The following is a 15,432-nucleotide window of genomic DNA, read 5'->3' as shown; positions in this document are numbered from 1 at the left end:
GGTCTTACGCTTCGCCCTTGCGTTCGTAATCGGCGAGCGAGCTGCGGCCGGCGATCTCGCTGCGCAGCAGCTCGAAGCGCCGCTGCGCCTCGTCTTGCTGGGTGTCGACGAAGCGCACCGCGGCCTCGCTCGTCATGGGACCGCTGACCACGGGCGCGGATTGCTCGCCGATGGTCTCGTGGACATAGTACTGGCCGTCATCGCCGCGATGAACCGTCCATTTCAGACGGATCGCGACCATGGGTCCGGGACCAACCTTGCTGTAGCCATCGGCATCGGTGTGCTCCGGCGCCAGCGGCTGCTCCTCGACCACGGGATGCTCGTCGATCACCGGATGCTCGTCCACGATCGGCGGTTCGTCCGACGCGATGTGCTCACGCTCTCCGGCGACCACGATTTCGGTCTCGGTCTGGCGAATGACGAGAACGGGCTCGGGGTGCTCCAGGATGCTGGCGATGGTCGCCAGCGCGTGGTCGGTCGGGTCGATCTCTGACAAGGGTCCATCCTCCAGCTCGCCGCGCCGGCCAGTCTGTCCCACCGCCGCCGCGTTTCAAGCCCATTACGCGCGTTTGATTAAGGCTGAGTTGGGGCCCGATCTGCACCAAAATGGGACGCTTTCTGGCCTTCCGAAGGCGGGCGAGCGCGCGCCGACCTTCATAATCTCAGCCCAGCACGTCCTGGTTGATGACGTTCTGCCTGATGGGATCGCCGTCCAGCACGCTCAAAATATTGCGCGCGGTCTGCTCGCTCATGCGGCTCACCGCCTCGACCGTGACGCCGGCCACGTGCGGGGCCATGATGACGTTGGGCAGCGCGAACAGCGCGTTGCTGACCGGCGGCGGCTCCACCTCGAACACGTCGATGCCGGCGCCGGCGAGCTTTCCGGACGTCAGTGCGTCATAGAGCGCCGCTTCCTTCACGATGCCGCCGCGCGCGGTATTGATGAGGTAGGATCTATCCTTCATGCGGCCGATCCTGTCGGCATCGAACAGGCCGACGGTCTCCGGCGTCTTCGGGCAGTGGATGGTGACGAAGTCGGCGTGAGGCAGCGCGGCATCGAGGTCGGTGACCGGCTCGCATCCGGCCGCCCTAATGTCGGCGGCGTCCTTGTAGGGATCGTAGACCTGCACCTTCATCTCGAACGCCAGGCAGCGCTTCGCTGTGCGGCTGCCGATGCGGCCGAAGCCGATGATCAGCACGGTCTTGCCGTAGAGGTCGAACGGCAGCATGCCGAGCCGGTCGGCCCAGGTGCCCTCCTTGACGCAGGAATGCAGCTCCTGCGCGCGCTTAGCCAGCGTCAGCATCATGAACAGCGCCGCCTCCGCAACCGAGGGCGAATTGGCGCTGCCGGCGACCATCAGCGGCACCTTGCGGCGGGAGAGGGCGGGCACGTCGACGGCGTCGTAGCCGACGCCGATGCGGGTTACCACCTTCATGTCACGCGCGGCCTCGAGCTCGGTCTCGCCGAAGGCGGTGGCGCCCAGCGCCACGCCATGGACCGGCGCATGGCTCTTCAACAAGGCCTCGAAATCCTTCGCCGAGATCAGGTTCGGAAACTCGACGAGCTCGATATCGTCCCGCTGGGTGAGGAGGGCGCGAGCCCCTTGCGACAAAGTCTGCGTAACGAAAATCTTCTTCTTGTTGGTCGCCATCGCTCCCCTACCTGCTCGCTTTTCTTGGATCGCGGCGTCACAACACGACGCCGGTCTCCTCATTTAGCAGGTGCATGTTGTTGAGGTCCATCGCCAGGCGCATGGGTGCCCCGTCCTTGGCGCCGGCATTGGGATCGACGCGGCCGCAGACCGGCGTGCCCTCGAGCCCGAAATAGACCAGCGTCTCCATCCCCATCGGTTCGGTGACGTCGAGCACGGTGTCGAAAGTCTCGACGCCGGGCGCCAGATGCGCATGCCACTCGGTGAGATGCTCGGGACGGAGGCCGAGCAGCAGCTTGTCGGTGCGTGGCAGCGCGTTGTAGCGCGCGGCGCGGGCCGGCGGCAGCGCGAAGGCGAGGCGGTCGGTGAGGCGCAGCTGAAGCGTGCCGCCGACATCCTCGAGCCGGCACGGGATGAAGTTCATCGCGGGTGAGCCGATGAAGCCGGCAACGAAGCGCGTCGCCGGCTTGTGGTAGAGCTCGTTCGGCGTGCCGATCTGCTCGATTTTGCCCTTGTTCATGACAACGACGCGATCGGCCAGCGTCATCGCCTCGACCTGGTCGTGGGTGACGTAGACCGTCGTGGTGCGCACCTTCTGGTGCACCTTCTTGATCTCGATCCGCATCTGCACGCGGAGCTTCGCGTCGAGATTGGACAGCGGCTCGTCGAACAGGAAGACCTTGGGATTGCGCACGATGGCGCGGCCCATGGCGACGCGCTGGCGCTGGCCGCCGGAGAGCTGCTTCGGCTTGCGGTCGATCAGATCGGTGATGTCGAGGAGGCGGGCGGCTTCCGTCACCCGCGCCTTGATCTCGGCCTTGGGATAGTGCTTCAGCCGCAGCCCGAACGACATGTTCTCCGCGACCGTCATGTGCGGGTAGAGCGCGTAGTTCTGGAACACCATGGCGATGTCGCGGTCCTTCGGCGGCACGTCGTTGACGATATCGCCGCCGATCATGATGTCGCCGTCGCTGATGTCCTCGAGGCCTGCGATCATGCGCAGCGTGGTCGACTTACCGCAGCCGGAGGGGCCGACCAGCACAATGAACTCATGGTCGGCGATGTCCAGGTCGATGCCGCGCACGGCTTCGACATCGTCGTAACGCTTGACTACCTTCCGCAAGGAAACGTCGGCCATTTCAGTTCAACCCCTCGCTTTCAACCCTTTGTCGCACCGGCGGTAAGGCCGGCAATGTAGTAGTCCATCAGGAAGGCGTAGATGATGAGCGGCGGCGCGGCTCCGAGCAGCGCGCCGGTCATGATCTGTCCCCAATTGAAGACGTCGCCCTTGATCAGCGTGGTGATGATGCCGACCGGCAGAACGAGCTGGTCCGTTGAGGTCGTGAACACGAGTGGATAGAGGAATTGCGCCCAGGATACGGTGAAGGCGAAGATGGTCGCGGCAATCAGCCCGGGCAGCGCGACCGGAATGAAGATCCGCGTCAGTGTCTGGAACCAGGACGCTCCATCGATGATGGCGGCCTCGTCGAGCTCCTTCGGGATCGAGGCGAAATAGCCGATCATGATCCAGGTGCAGAACGGGACCGTCAGCGTCGGATAGATGAAGAGCAGCACGTACCAGCGGTTGATGAGCTGGATGCCGGTCCAGTCGCCGAACAGGGCGAACACCTTGAACAGCGGAATGAACAACAGGCTGTCCGGAATGAGGTAGGTCAGGAACACGCCGGTCGCCAGCGTGGCCGACCCCCAGAACCGCATGCGAGCGAGGGCGAATGCCGCGGGCACGCTGATCAGCATCGTGATGGTGACCACGAAAATCGAGACCAGCGCCGAATTCCAGAAGAACCGCAGGAACTGGTTCGACGTCAGCAGGCCGATATAGTTCTCGAGAGTCGGGTGAAAGACCCACCAGGGATTGGTCGCCGCAGAGATTTCGGCGCTGCTCTTGAGCGAGGTGATCAGCATGTAGATGGGCGGCAGCAGCGAGAAGATCGCAAACAGCGTCAGGAAGAAATACGACCATCTCAGCGCCCATTTGCGGTCGCGGCTCATGCTGCCATATTTGACCGTGCGTGTCGGCGCGGCCTTGTCGATCGTGACTGAGCTCATCAGGCTTCATTCCCGCGCTTGTTGACGTCCCGCAGGATGAAGATCGCTGCGATCGCCAGGATTGGCACCATGAACAGGGAGACGCTGGCACCGAGCGGAATGTCGCTTCCTTCGATGCCGATCCTGAACGCCCAGGTGGCGAAGATGTGGGTGTGGTCGAGCGGGCCGCCGGCGGTCAGGATTCGCACGATATCGAAATTGGCGAAGGTGACGATCAGCGAAAACAGCGTCGTGATCGCGATGATGTTGCGCATCATCGGCAACGTCACGTACCAGATCCGCTGCCACCAATTGGCGCCGTCGATCGCCGCGGCTTCATAGAGCTGGTCGGGCACCGATTTAAGGGACGCCAGATACATGATCATGAAGAACGGCGCGCCGTACCAGACATTGACCAGAATGACGGAGAAGCGCGCCCAAGCTGCGTCGCCGGTCCACGGGATCGGGCCTATTCCGAAGAACGACAGCGTATAGTTGAATGCACTGTAGGAGGGATCGAACAGCCAGAGCCATGCCAGTGTGCTCATGGCGGGCGGGATCACCCATGGGACCAGCAGCATGCCGCGCCATTTGCGCTGGCCCTTGGCCGGAATGTTGTGGACGAAGTGTGCGACGATGAACCCGATCAGCGCCTTGAAGACCACGGCGGTGATCGCAAAGATGCAGGATTGCTTGACGACCAGCCAGAAAGTGTCTCGCCTGAACAGGAACTCAAAGTTGCCGAGGCCGACGAATTTCTGCATCGACTTGTTGAGGGTCGCCAGGTGAAGCGAATAGAACGCTGGATAAATCACCAGAAGGGCGATGAGGATGATCAGCGGTAGCGTCATCAGGAACGCCGCGGTCGATCTGCGTTTGAGCGCCTTTTGCAAACCGGAGCGTTTTCGCGCCGGTCGCGTGGCCCCAATCCTGTCCGGCCGCAATGCCACATCCGCCATGATGCATATTCCTCGCGCGGTTTAGTACAAAGAGCTCGATATCGGAACGAGAGCCGAACTGCTCGCGGCTCGCGCCGAGGTGTCGCCGCAAGACGACTTGCGGCCGCTTGCGGCGACACCTTGGCCGTCTCAGCTCCGCATGAAGCCTTCACACTCGCCTTCGGCCCAGGCAAGCGTCTTTTCCATCGCTTCACCTTGATGATAACGCAAACACATCTTGGTCAGCGTGGCCTGCGCGTAGATTTGCTGTGCAATCTTCGGCGGCGCGGGAGAGGCTGCAATCGACAGCGTCTGATGCTTGTAGGGGTTGGGATAGTGATAGAGCGTACCCTTCGGCGGCCCTTCCTCCTGCCACACCTTCAACGTCGTCAGCTTCTCGTAGGCCGGTAGATCGTAGCCGCCGCTTGCGACCACCATCTTTTCGATGGACGCCGGCTTCGAGAGTTGGACCAGGAGGCTCTTCGCCGCGTCCTTGTTCTTCGAGAAATTCCAGATGCTCCAGAAGTACGGCAGGTAGGGGGCAAAACGCCCCTTGGGTCCGGCCGGGAAGCCGTGAGTCCAGCATTGCTCCGCAACCTGCGGCGCGTCGCGTTTGGCAACTGCCCAGGCGCTCGGCGGGTTCATGATCATCGCCCCCCTGCCGGAGACCAGCCATTTATTGTTAGATGCGTCATCCCAGGCTGCGGCGTCGGGCGGCAGGAAGCTGATCAGCTTCTTGTAGAATTCGAGTGCCTGACGAACCGCATCGGTCTTGACGGTGAGATTGCCCTTGGCGTCAACGAGCTGGGCGCCGAACGACAGGAAGATCGCGCCCGCCGTATCGACGTTGTCGGTGGTCTCGCCGAGGCCGATGCCGAACGGGACGCCAGCCTTGTGACAGGCTTCGGCAGCCTTCAGGAATGTTTCCAGCGTCCAGTTATCAGCTTTTGGTTCAGAACCGACCGGATACATCGCCTGCACGTCGATGCCAGCATGCTTCTTCATCAGGTCGATGCGGGAGCAGGGACCCTTGATCTGGCTGCCGACGGAGGCCGGAACTCCAAGCCATTTGCTCCCGGCCGTGCCCAGATACTTGGCCGTGCCGTTTACCTCGCCATTCTCGGCGATGATCGGCCCCATGATGTCGCTGACGTTCTCCAATTGGTCGGCATTGGCGTGGGCCCACCACGTCGGCATCGCGAAAATATCGTGGCCCGACTTCGCCTGCGCTTCGGCAGCAATGGTGAGCAGGTTCTTGTTGCCCTGGCTGGGGATGTAGTCGATCGTGACTTCGACCTTCTCCTTCGCCGCCCATTCGTTGACGAGCTCGGTCGAGGCCTTGTTGGCGCCCGGCACCCAATGGTCCCAGAAGCCGATCGAGAGCTTGCCGGCGGCGTAAGCGCCCCGGACATAGGGCGCCGAGATCAGCGCCGCGGAGGACATTGCAGTGGCAGCCACAAATTGACGTCGCGTCAGTGTCTTGCGTGACATCTCGTTTCCTCGCTTGGGTGTTGTTGTTGGAGTTTCCTCTGGGACTTCTTTCTTGAGTTCTTGTTGTCGATTTTCTTGTTGGTGCCGTCGGCCCGCGTGGGCAATTCACGCCTGTCGCAGCAAATTGGTAGCGCGATCAGATCATGATTGATCGCGTCTGTCGAGAAAGCCGAACGGCTCCGCGTCCAAAACTCATGTTGTGCCCGGAAAGGTCGCAACGTCTGGCAAGGCGATAGGGCCGCAGGCGCAGCGCACGGTGTTTTTTTGCGACGCACACTTCGCGCCAAACGGCCTCGAACGCTGCCGTGCGCAATTGCGCCTCAGTTTCGCAAGAGGCTGGATAACCGCTTCGCGTGAAAGACCTTTCGGGCGTGGACAGCAATCGGCCACGTCTGGACCTCGAAGCGGCGGAAACGATAGAGTTGCGCCTAGCGGCTGATCCTCGCTGACAGGCCAGATCGATGATGGAGACGAGAATGATCAAACCGGCGGCACCAGCGCGGCTTCATCTGCGGCGATGCCTGGCGCTGGGGTCTATGCTCGCGCTGTTGCTCGGGGCCGGCGCGGTGGCGAATGCTCAAGGTCTGGTCAAGGGCGTTCAGGAAGGCGCCGCAGCCGGCAACAAGGCGGCAGGTCCGGTCGGTGGTGTGCTCGGTGGCGCCATCGGTGGCGTGGTTGGCGTTTTCACCGGCGTGCTCGGTGTCGGCAACACCAACACCGGCAATCAGGCGCCGCCGCCCAAGGAGGCCGGCAAGGACGCGGCTAAGGATTCCAAGCAGCAGGGCGGGGCCAAAGACAAGGATGGCAAAAGCGCCAAGGGCAAGAGCGCCAAGGCGACCAAGGAGGCGAAGAACGCGCCGCAGGACAACAAGGGTAAAGACAACAAGGAAGTCACGGTTCTGACCCAGCCCGGTGCGCCGCAGCTGACTGCCGAGCAGATCGTCGCGAACAGCGATTCCTACATCGAACGGATCAAGAGCGAGCTGAATCTCACGCCGGATCAGGAGAAGCACTGGTACGGATTCTCGAGCGCGATGCACTACCTCGGGCATAATGGCGCAGAGCGACTCAACCTGAGGATTGCGCGCGCCAAGCGCGATCCGCCCGACGACATCATCGAGCAGATGCGCAACGAGGCCCAGTTCCTGATCGATCGCGCCGGCGATCAGCGCAACGTCGCCGATGCCGCCGAGCCGCTCTTTTCGAGCCTCGACGACAAGCAGAAGCAGGTGTTCATCCAGGCGATGGTGCGGCTCAGCCACGAGCGCGGACTGGATTGATCAAGTTGAATCGGTTCGGGCGCGTGTGAATTAACGGCGCCCGCCACGAATTCGTGTATCTACAGCGCAATTCGGTTATGCTTAGCTTCGCACGGCTGATTGCGGGGTTGATATGGCGGACGGACTCTCCGTTTTCCTGGTCGAAGACGAGGCGTTGATCCGGATGATGATCGCCGACATGGTGGAGGAACTCGGCCACCACGTCGTTGCGGAGGCAGACAATGTGCGCGACGCCAGCGCCTTTGCCATGACCGCGCAGTACGATCTGGCCATCCTCGACATCAATCTGATGGGCGTCTATGTCGACCCCGTCGCCGATTTGATCGAACGTCGTGGAAAACCGTTTCTGTTCGCCACAGGCTACGGTCCGGAACTGCTGCCGTCCTTGCTCCGGCGCAGGCCGATCCTGCGCAAGCCGATCGCGATGGATCAGCTCAAGGCGATGATCGATTCGATGTTTCCCGAGCCGTCAGCCACTATCCCGAGCTGACCGATCGCGCTTTTGCCGCCTGGCGGGAAGAACTCAACCGCCAGGGCTGCGGCCGTTCCTCAGCACCCTGGCAATGGTATGAGCCGTCATGGCCGCGCGGTCCGAAGCGCGCTGGGCAGCCAGCTGGTCGCGGGCCTTTTCCTCGATCAGGAGCTCGATGAGCGCCAGCCGCTTGTCTTCGCTGTCCGCTTCGCGCAACAGGCGGTGATAGCGGTGATAGTCGAAACCCGAATCCTGCTTACGCATGTCACGCCCCCGCAACTACGCCACACACGGGTAGATCGTTTCTCATCGGGAACACACAGGCAAGCAGAACCTGCGTGGAACCGCAGGTGCGCCGCAAATCAGCTGTGCATGACGGGAACTCGCCGCCTGAGACCGCTACTCAGCCGGAATTGTGCTCGGCAAACGTCGTCAGGCCGAGGAAGCTCGCATCGGGCTTGATCACGAGCCTGGTCGGGATGTTGCGCAAATAATCCTGGAACCGTCCCTTGGCTTCGAAGCGTGCCCGGAACGCAGAGGCGGCGAGGAACTCGCGGAAGCGCGGCACGATTCCGCCGGCGACATAGACGCCGCCGCGGGCGCCGAAGGTCACCGCGAGATTGCCGGCGACCGAGCCGAGGATGGCGCAAAACATTTCGAGCGTCGCGCGGCTGACCGGACAGCTGTTCTCCAGGGCCGCCTTGGTGATCCCGGCGGCATCGCGATGCGGCACCTGAACGCCGTCGATCTCAGCCAACGCTTCATACAGGTTTTGCAGCCCCGAGCCCGAGAGGGCACCGCGCTCGATCGAGACATGGCCGAGGCGCTGCCGCAAGCAGGCGATCACGCGCTCCTCGCGCTCGTTCTCCGCCGGCAGGGTCGCATGTCCAGCCTCGGTGACGACGGCCAGTCGCGAACCATGGCGGTCGACCAGGCAGGACACACCAAATCCGGTTCCAGGCCCCACGACCAGCAACGGCTCGCCGGCCAAGCCGTCGCCGCCGCCGAGTGGGACCAGGTCGGCAGGCTCCAAGGCGGGCAGGGACCAGGCCACGACCTCGAAATCGTTCAGCACATGGACGCTGTCGAAGCCGAGCGCGGACTGCAGCTCGTTGCCGTCGATGACCCAGGGACTGTTGGTCATGACGCAGCGATTGTTGGTGACGGGACCCGCCACGGCCAGCACCGCGCGATGGGGCTGCTCGCCGTTGGACCGGCGCGCCAAAACGTCCGCGATGGCTTCGCGCACGGTCGGGAAGTCGGCGACCTTGACATAGTCGATCGGTCCGGTCTGACCGCTCGGGCTCAGCGCGAAGCGCGCATTGGTGCCGCCGATATCGGCGAGAAGAATTTTTCCGGTCTTGCCGATATTCATGGCCTCATCGCCGCCACGACCTTCAGGCCCTGGCAGCCCTGTCCTCCGCTGCTTCGACCCGATCCGCCTGGCGCGGGCGGTGCGAGAATCTGCCCTTGGGTGCGCCTAGTCAACACGGACGAGGTCAAACCGTTGCATCGTGGCGGCCACGGTGACCAATTCGCGCAGCTGCCGCCCGTCCCAGTGGTTGCGAAGCCGCGCGGGAAGGCCGACACTGAGGTGGTCGCCCGGCGCCGTCGCGCCCGGCAGATCGAAATGGGACGGCGATGAAGATTTCCGACCGCGACGTGTTGCTGGTGATCGACGTGCAGAACGACTTCTGCACCGGCGGGGCGCTCGCCGTTCCCGGTGGCGAGAAGGTCGTGCCCGCCATCAACAGGATCGCCCAAAAATTCGCCAATCTGGTGCTGACCCAGGACTGGCATCCGAGCGACCACGTCTCGTTCGCGCCGAACCATGCCGGCAAGCAGCCGTTCGAGACCATCGAGCTCGACTATGGCCGGCAGGTGCTGTGGCCGACGCATTGCGTGCAAGGCACGGCCGGCGCGGAATTTCATCGCGATCTCCACGTGACACGGGCAAGCCTCGTGGTGCGCAAGGGCTTTCGCCGCGGCATCGATTCCTATTCGGCGTTGTTCGAGAACGACCATCGGACACCGACCGGATTGCTTGGTTATTTGCGCGAACGCGAGCTGAAGACCGTCTTTGTCGCAGGTCTGGCGCTGGACTTCTGCGTCCGCTTCTCGGCGGAAGATGCGCGCAAGGCAGGGTTGGAGGTGGCCGTCATCGAGGATGCCTGTCGCGGCATCGATCTCGACGGCTCGGTCGCGGCGACCCATCGGAGTTTTCGGGACCTCGGCATTGCCGTCGTGAGCCTCGAGGCGTTTCTGTGAGGATGTCGAGGTAGCCATGGTGGACAAGACCTCCAAACCGCCACGCAGGTCAGCCCAGGCTCATGATGATCCACGGCTCTGGCCGTTTGCGGCAGCGCAGCTCGCCATGGATGCCTGCTTCTGGTGGCTGGAGCGGGCACCCGAGCAACAGGATGACAGCAGCCTGCCATGGACGACGCCGAGCCGCGTTGCGTTGGAGCTCCCGACGATGGACTTGCGCGATTGCTCGCAGACCCGGTCCGGCCAGCCGGCGCTGGTCTGCGCGCCCTATGCGCTGCACCGGGCCCTGATCGCCGATTTCGCCCCAGGCCACAGCGTGGTGCAGTCGCTGCAAAACGGCGGCATCGACCGGATCTATCTCACCGACTGGCGGTCAGCGACGCCGGACATGCGCTATCTCTCGATCGACAGCTATCTCGGCGATCTCAACGTCGCCATCGACGAGATCGGCGCGCCGGTCGATCTCGTCGGGCTGTGCCAGGGCGGGTGGCTGTCGCTGCTCTATGCCGCGCGCTTTCCAGGCAAGGTGCGGCGGCTGGTTCTGGTCGGTGCTCCCGTGGACCTGTCGATCGAGTCCTCGCTGGCCCGGCTCGCCCGCAACGCGCCCGAGCTGGTCTATGACCAGCTCGTCGCGCGCGGCGGCGGCAATGTCAGCGGCGAGGAGATGCTGCGCTTCTGGTCCAAAACCCCTGACAACGACGATATCAGGACGGCATTGCAGCGGGATCTCTCGGACGAGCAGGGCTCCGAGCTGCTGGCGCGGTTCGACCGCTGGAACACCGAGACGCTCAACCTGCCGGGCACTTATTATCTCGAGATCGTCAACGCGATCTTCCGGGAGAACCGCATCGCCGAGGGCCGTTTCGTCGCGCTCGGGCGCCCGATCGATCTGAAGGACGTCAAGGCGCCGATCTTCCTGCTCGCCGGCCTCGACGACGATGTAGTGCCAGCGACGCAAGCGCTGGCCACCGCGGGGCTCGTCGGTACGCCACCTGCCTTCGTTGCAGCGGCATCCGAGCCCAGCAACCACCTCGGCCTGTTCATGGGCGCGCGCACCCATGCGCATGCCTGGCCCCGGATCGCCGGGTGGCTGCGCGGCGATCTGCCCGGCGTGCTGGCCCGCAGCGCCTGACCTCGCCGGCACTGGACCGGATGGGGCGCAAATCCGTTATGCATGACGGCGGATGGCCTGCACGGGGCCAGATCGATGGGCTAAATATGACCGGAGCTGACGGCGGTGGCCGCCGGCGAGAGATTTGAGGGTACTGCGCTCGATGACTTTCCACTCGATTTACGCCCACGGATTTGCGCGCGTGGCAGCCTGCGTGACCACCTCCCACGTCGCCGATCCCAGCGCCAACGTGAAGGCCGTGTTGGCGGCGGCCAATGCCTGCCATGAGCAGTCGGTCGCGGTCGCGGTGTTTCCCGAGCTGTGCCTGCCCGGTTATGCGATCGAGGACCTGGTAAAGCAGGATCCGCTGCTTGATGCGGTCGAGCGCGGGCTTGCAAGCGTCGTTGCGGCCTCCGCGGGGCTAATGACGGTCCTGATCGTCGGGGCGCCGCTGCGCTTCGGCAATCGCATCTACAACTGCGCCGTCGTCATTCATCGCGGCAACGTCCTCGGCGTCGTGCCGAAATCTTACTTGCCGACCTATCGCGAGTTCTACGAGGGACGGCATTTCGCCTCCGGCGCCGGCATCGCCGGTGAGACCATCGCCTTTGGCGGCCTGCATGCGCCGTTCGGCGTTGATCTCCTGTTCGCGGCCGAGGACGTTCCGGGCCTCACCATTGGCGTCGAGATCTGCGAGGACATGTGGATCCCGGTGACGCCGGCCTCGGAGCTCGCGCTTGCGGGCGCGAGCGTGCTGATCAACCTCTCGGGCAGCCCGATCACGATCGGCCGGGCGCGCTCGCGCGCGTTGCTGTGCCAATCGACCTCGGCGCGCTGCCTCGCGGCTTACGTTTATTCCGCGGCCGGGGCCGGAGAATCCACCACCGATCTCGCTTGGGACGGTCAGACCTCGATCTACGAGAACGGCGTGCTGCTGGCCGAGGGTGAGCGGTTCCGCCAGGGCGGCCAGATCACGCTGGCTGACGTCGACCTCGACCTGCTCCGGCAGGAGCGCGCGCTGATGGGAACGTTCGACGACAACCGGCGGCAGCGCGAGGCGTTTTTCCGCAAGGTGACATTTGCCCTGAAGCCGCCGGCCGCCGATATCGGCTTCCTGCGCAAGGTCGAGCGCTTTCCATTCGTGCCGAGCGATGAGAGCCTGCTCGAGCAGGACTGCTACGAGGCCTACAACATCCAGGTCGCCGGGCTGGTGCAGCGCATGCGCGCCACCGGTACCAAGCGCGTGGTGATCGGCGTGTCGGGCGGCCTCGATTCCACCCACGCCCTGATCGTCGCCGCCAAGGCGGTCGACCTGCTCGGCCTGCCGCGCGAGAACATCCTAGCCTACACCATGCCGGGCTTTGCCACCGGCAGCGAGAGCAAGACCAACGCGCTCGCGCTGATGAAGGCGTTGCAGACGAGCTGGCAGGAGCTCGACATCCGCACCACGGCGACGCAGATGCTGAAGGATATCGGCCATCCCTTCGGCAAGGGCGAGAAGGTCTACGACGTCACCTTCGAGAACGTGCAGGCCGGCCTGCGCACGGATTATTTGTTTCGGCTCGCCAACCATCACGGCGGCATCGTGATCGGAACCGGCGATCTCTCCGAGCTCGCGCTCGGCTGGTGCACCTATGGTGTCGGCGACCAGATGGCGCATTATAACGTCAACGCCGGCGTGCCGAAGACGCTGATCCAGCATCTGATCCGCTGGGTGATCTCCTCCAAGCAGTTCAGCGACGACGTCAACCGGACGCTTGGCTCGATCCTTGTGGCCGAGATCTCGCCGGAACTCGTGCCCGTCGAGGCCGGCCAGAAGCCGCAGAGCACGGAAGCGTCCGTCGGACCTTACGAGCTGCAGGACTTCAACCTGTTCTATACGCTGCGCTTCGGCATGCGGCCGTCAAAGATCGCCTTCATGGCGCTTCAGGCATGGAAGGACGTTGCCAAGGGCGAATGGCCACCGGCCTTCCCGAGCGATCGGCGCCGGGCCTATGACCTGCCGGATATCCGCCGCTGGCTCGAGGTGTTCCTGCGCCGCTTCTTCGCCTTCAGCCAGTTCAAGCGCTCGGCCATGCCGAACGGGCCGAAGGTCTCGGCCGGCGGTTCATTGTCGCCGCGTGGCGATTGGCGCGCGCCCTCGGATTCGAGTGCAGCGGCATGGCTCGAGGATCTCGAGCGGAACGTGCCGAACTGATCGGGGCAGCGGATCGGTGGGGATGATCGGATGTCAGCTGGCGATGAAGCGGAAGCGGGTGAGGAGGCCAGGGTCGTCAACGGCCTCTACATCTTCGACATCGAGATGCGGGACGGCAAGCGTGGGCAGGCCAGGGGCGTGGTCGTGCTCAGCGACGGCCGCATCATGGGCGGCGACAGCTACTTCTACTACACCGGCAGCTACACCTTCCGGAACGGCAAGTGGCGGGGCGACATGATCGTCAATCAGCACACCGAGGCGGTCGGCAGGACGCTCGCATTCGGCGGCAGGGAGGTCACCTGCGGCTTTTCCGGCGACTATTTCCCCGGCGGTGCGGAAGTCGAAGGCATGGCGCTGGTCGGCAAGACCAGCGTGACGTTCACGGCGCGGCTGACGCTGAAGGATGCGATGTAATGGCGACTTGATTGGCTCACCTCCACGACTGCGTTCCTGCTCAGGAACCTTCGTACGAACAGAACGTTCGCGTTTATTGTTGCGAATTGTCGAGGAGAGGGACCATGCGTCAACATTTGATGTTATCGACTGCGGCCGTCGGGCTCATGCTCGCATCCGGCCTTGCCTATGCCCAGGCGCCCGGTGAGCGCAGGGACGAGCCGAAACGGACCGAGGAGCCGGCCAAGGGCGCTTCTCCGCAGCGCGGTGGTGCGGCTCAAGAACGCGTTCAAGAGCGCGCGCAAGGCGCCCAAGAGCGGCTTCAGGGCGCAGGCCGCGAGGATCGAGGCGGCGCTGCCAAGAGCGAGGCAAGTGACGACAAGCGCCAGCCGGCGACGGCCTCGGAGCGCAATCAACCGAAGGCGAGGGACCAGGCACAAGACTCTCGTGAGCCTTCGCGCGATCGCAACCGGGAGGCCGAGAGCGCCAAGCCCGGACGCGATGCGGGCAAGAGCAGTGCGGAAACCAAGCAGGACAAGGCTGCGCAGGACAAGGCTGCGCCGCAGAAATCGACCGCCGAATCCGAGAGATCCAAGACTGGCCCGACGACTGGCCCGGCTGGCCAGCAGAACGAGCGCACCGGAGCTACGGCCAACCAGAACGAGCGCAACCAGGCCCAGCCGCCGCGCAGTGCCGCCGAGCAGCAGCCGCCGGAGCAACAGAGCAACCAGCCGGCCACTGCGACGGATACCAGCCGCGCGGCTCCGACCAACAATGCACAGACCGGACCCGGCTCCACGGGCACGCAGACCAACCAGGCCAATCAGACCACGCAGACCAACACGCAGGTCAACCAGCAGGCCCAGGTGACCACCGAGAGGCAGGTGCGGATCTCCGAAACGGTGAGCCGCGCACGCCTGGCGCAGCCGGAGCGCAATCTGAACATCTCGATCCGGGTTGGCGAGACGATTCCCTCGCGCGTGCGTCTGCATCGGCTGCCGCCCGAGATCGTCTCGATCGAGCCTGCATATCGGGGCTACGAATATTTTACGACGGAAGACGAGGTCATTATCGTGGAGCCGCGCTCGCATCGCATCGTCAGCCAGGTACCCCGCGATCCGTCGCGGGCCCGGGCCCAAATGGGTGGCAGCACCTCCTCGTCGTCAGGCATGGCGGCGGCCGGCGGAAACACCATGGTGAACTGCCAGATCATGCGACGTGATGCTTCCGGCAACGTCGCCCAGGCGGAGCCGACCACCGTGGGCTCGACTGCGCGCACCGATTCCCTCAGCGTGATCGTCCAGATGCCTGGCGGCGGCTCGTCCGCGCCGATCGCTCTCGGCGCTCCCGCGGGCAACATCGTGGTCGCGACGCAAGGGCAGGGCGATTGCACCGTGACGCTGGAGCCGCAGACGCGCTAAGCGCCGAAACAAAGAGGCTCTGAAACGACAACGCGCCGCCCGGATGCCCCACCGGACGGCGCGTTGCTGCGTTCAATCTAAAAAGTTTCGAGGTCCGGAGTGCCTAGGAGTCCGGACCTCGTCACCTTGCCCCAGCCTTCAATCCCCCGCCCCATGTGGT

The 15,432-nt window shown here is 64.0% G+C and carries 15 protein-coding genes; 7 read left to right on the top strand and 8 right to left on the bottom strand.

The window, feature by feature from the left end; all coding sequences use genetic code 11:
- Positions 1 to 4: 4 nt before the first annotated feature.
- The 6 genes from I6F36_RS00075 to I6F36_RS00050 all read right to left on the bottom strand — a co-directional run bounded on the left by I6F36_RS00075 (position 5) and on the right by I6F36_RS00050 (position 6,130).
- Complete coding sequence (locus tag I6F36_RS00075) at positions 5 to 496, bottom strand: hypothetical protein (protein WP_036028083.1); 492 nt, start codon at positions 494 to 496, stop codon at positions 5 to 7.
- Between the two features lie 166 nt (positions 497 to 662).
- Complete coding sequence (locus I6F36_RS00070) at positions 663 to 1,652, bottom strand: hydroxyacid dehydrogenase (RefSeq protein ID WP_225138492.1); 990 nt, start codon at positions 1,650 to 1,652, stop codon at positions 663 to 665.
- Positions 1,653 to 1,689: 37 nt separating this feature from the next.
- Positions 1,690 to 2,790, bottom strand: a complete 1,101-nt coding sequence (locus I6F36_RS00065; protein ID WP_036012409.1) for an ABC transporter ATP-binding protein — start codon at positions 2,788 to 2,790, stop codon at positions 1,690 to 1,692.
- A gap of 20 nt (positions 2,791 to 2,810) precedes the next feature.
- The gene (locus I6F36_RS00060; RefSeq protein ID WP_225152665.1) at positions 2,811 to 3,722 is read right to left on the bottom strand and encodes a carbohydrate ABC transporter permease; all 912 of its coding nucleotides are present in this window, start codon (positions 3,720 to 3,722) and stop codon (positions 2,811 to 2,813) included.
- Complete coding sequence (locus tag I6F36_RS00055; RefSeq protein ID WP_225152666.1) at positions 3,722 to 4,660, bottom strand: carbohydrate ABC transporter permease; 939 nt, start codon at positions 4,658 to 4,660, stop codon at positions 3,722 to 3,724. The genes I6F36_RS00060 and I6F36_RS00055 overlap by 1 nt, the downstream gene beginning before the upstream one ends.
- Positions 4,661 to 4,789: 129 nt before the next feature.
- Entirely contained in the window at positions 4,790 to 6,130 is a 1,341-nt protein-coding gene (locus I6F36_RS00050; protein ID WP_225170845.1) for an ABC transporter substrate-binding protein, read from the bottom strand.
- A 476-nt stretch (positions 6,131 to 6,606) separates the two neighbouring features.
- Here I6F36_RS00050 and I6F36_RS00045 point away from each other — a divergent pair, with 476 nt between their 5' ends.
- Positions 6,607 to 7,410, top strand: coding sequence for a Spy/CpxP family protein refolding chaperone (locus tag I6F36_RS00045; RefSeq protein WP_109143715.1), 804 nt, complete (start codon positions 6,607 to 6,609; stop codon positions 7,408 to 7,410).
- Between the two features lie 112 nt (positions 7,411 to 7,522).
- On the top strand, positions 7,523 to 7,900 hold the full coding sequence (locus I6F36_RS00040; RefSeq protein WP_036012398.1) for a response regulator: 378 nt from the start codon (positions 7,523 to 7,525) through the stop codon (positions 7,898 to 7,900).
- A 33-nt stretch (positions 7,901 to 7,933) separates the two neighbouring features.
- Here I6F36_RS00040 and I6F36_RS00035 read toward each other — a convergent pair whose 3' ends face one another.
- Together I6F36_RS00035 and glk are read right to left on the bottom strand one after the other, a co-directional pair.
- Complete coding sequence (locus I6F36_RS00035; RefSeq protein WP_036012396.1) at positions 7,934 to 8,146, bottom strand: hypothetical protein; 213 nt, start codon at positions 8,144 to 8,146, stop codon at positions 7,934 to 7,936.
- Positions 8,147 to 8,285: 139 nt separating this feature from the next.
- Positions 8,286 to 9,257, bottom strand: coding sequence for a glucokinase (gene glk, locus I6F36_RS00030; protein WP_225170844.1), 972 nt, complete (start codon positions 9,255 to 9,257; stop codon positions 8,286 to 8,288).
- Positions 9,258 to 9,523: 266 nt separating this feature from the next.
- Here glk and pncA point away from each other — a divergent pair, with 266 nt between their 5' ends.
- The 5 genes from pncA (at position 9,524) to I6F36_RS00005 (ending at position 15,272) form a co-directional block, all read left to right on the top strand.
- Complete coding sequence (gene pncA / locus I6F36_RS00025; protein ID WP_036028076.1) at positions 9,524 to 10,150, top strand: bifunctional nicotinamidase/pyrazinamidase; 627 nt, start codon at positions 9,524 to 9,526, stop codon at positions 10,148 to 10,150.
- Between the two features lie 16 nt (positions 10,151 to 10,166).
- Complete coding sequence (locus I6F36_RS00020; protein WP_036028075.1) at positions 10,167 to 11,282, top strand: alpha/beta fold hydrolase; 1,116 nt, start codon at positions 10,167 to 10,169, stop codon at positions 11,280 to 11,282.
- A 142-nt stretch (positions 11,283 to 11,424) separates the two neighbouring features.
- Positions 11,425 to 13,458, top strand: coding sequence for an NAD(+) synthase (locus I6F36_RS00015; protein WP_225170843.1), 2,034 nt, complete (start codon positions 11,425 to 11,427; stop codon positions 13,456 to 13,458).
- A 30-nt stretch (positions 13,459 to 13,488) separates the two neighbouring features.
- Positions 13,489 to 13,872, top strand: a complete 384-nt coding sequence (locus I6F36_RS00010) for a GrlR family regulatory protein (protein WP_036012369.1) — start codon at positions 13,489 to 13,491, stop codon at positions 13,870 to 13,872.
- 104 nt (positions 13,873 to 13,976) lie between these two features.
- Positions 13,977 to 15,272: a DUF1236 domain-containing protein gene (locus I6F36_RS00005; RefSeq protein ID WP_036012366.1), complete on the top strand. Its 1,296-nt coding sequence runs from the start codon at positions 13,977 to 13,979 to the stop codon at positions 15,270 to 15,272.
- Positions 15,273 to 15,432 lie beyond the last annotated feature (160 nt).

It is taken from the genome of Bradyrhizobium sp. BRP19, assembly GCF_020194195.1.
GTDB lineage: Bacteria > Pseudomonadota > Alphaproteobacteria > Rhizobiales > Xanthobacteraceae > Bradyrhizobium > Bradyrhizobium yuanmingense.
Note: the sequence above shows the minus strand (reverse complement) of the source record. Positions and strands in the feature narration are given on the sequence as shown.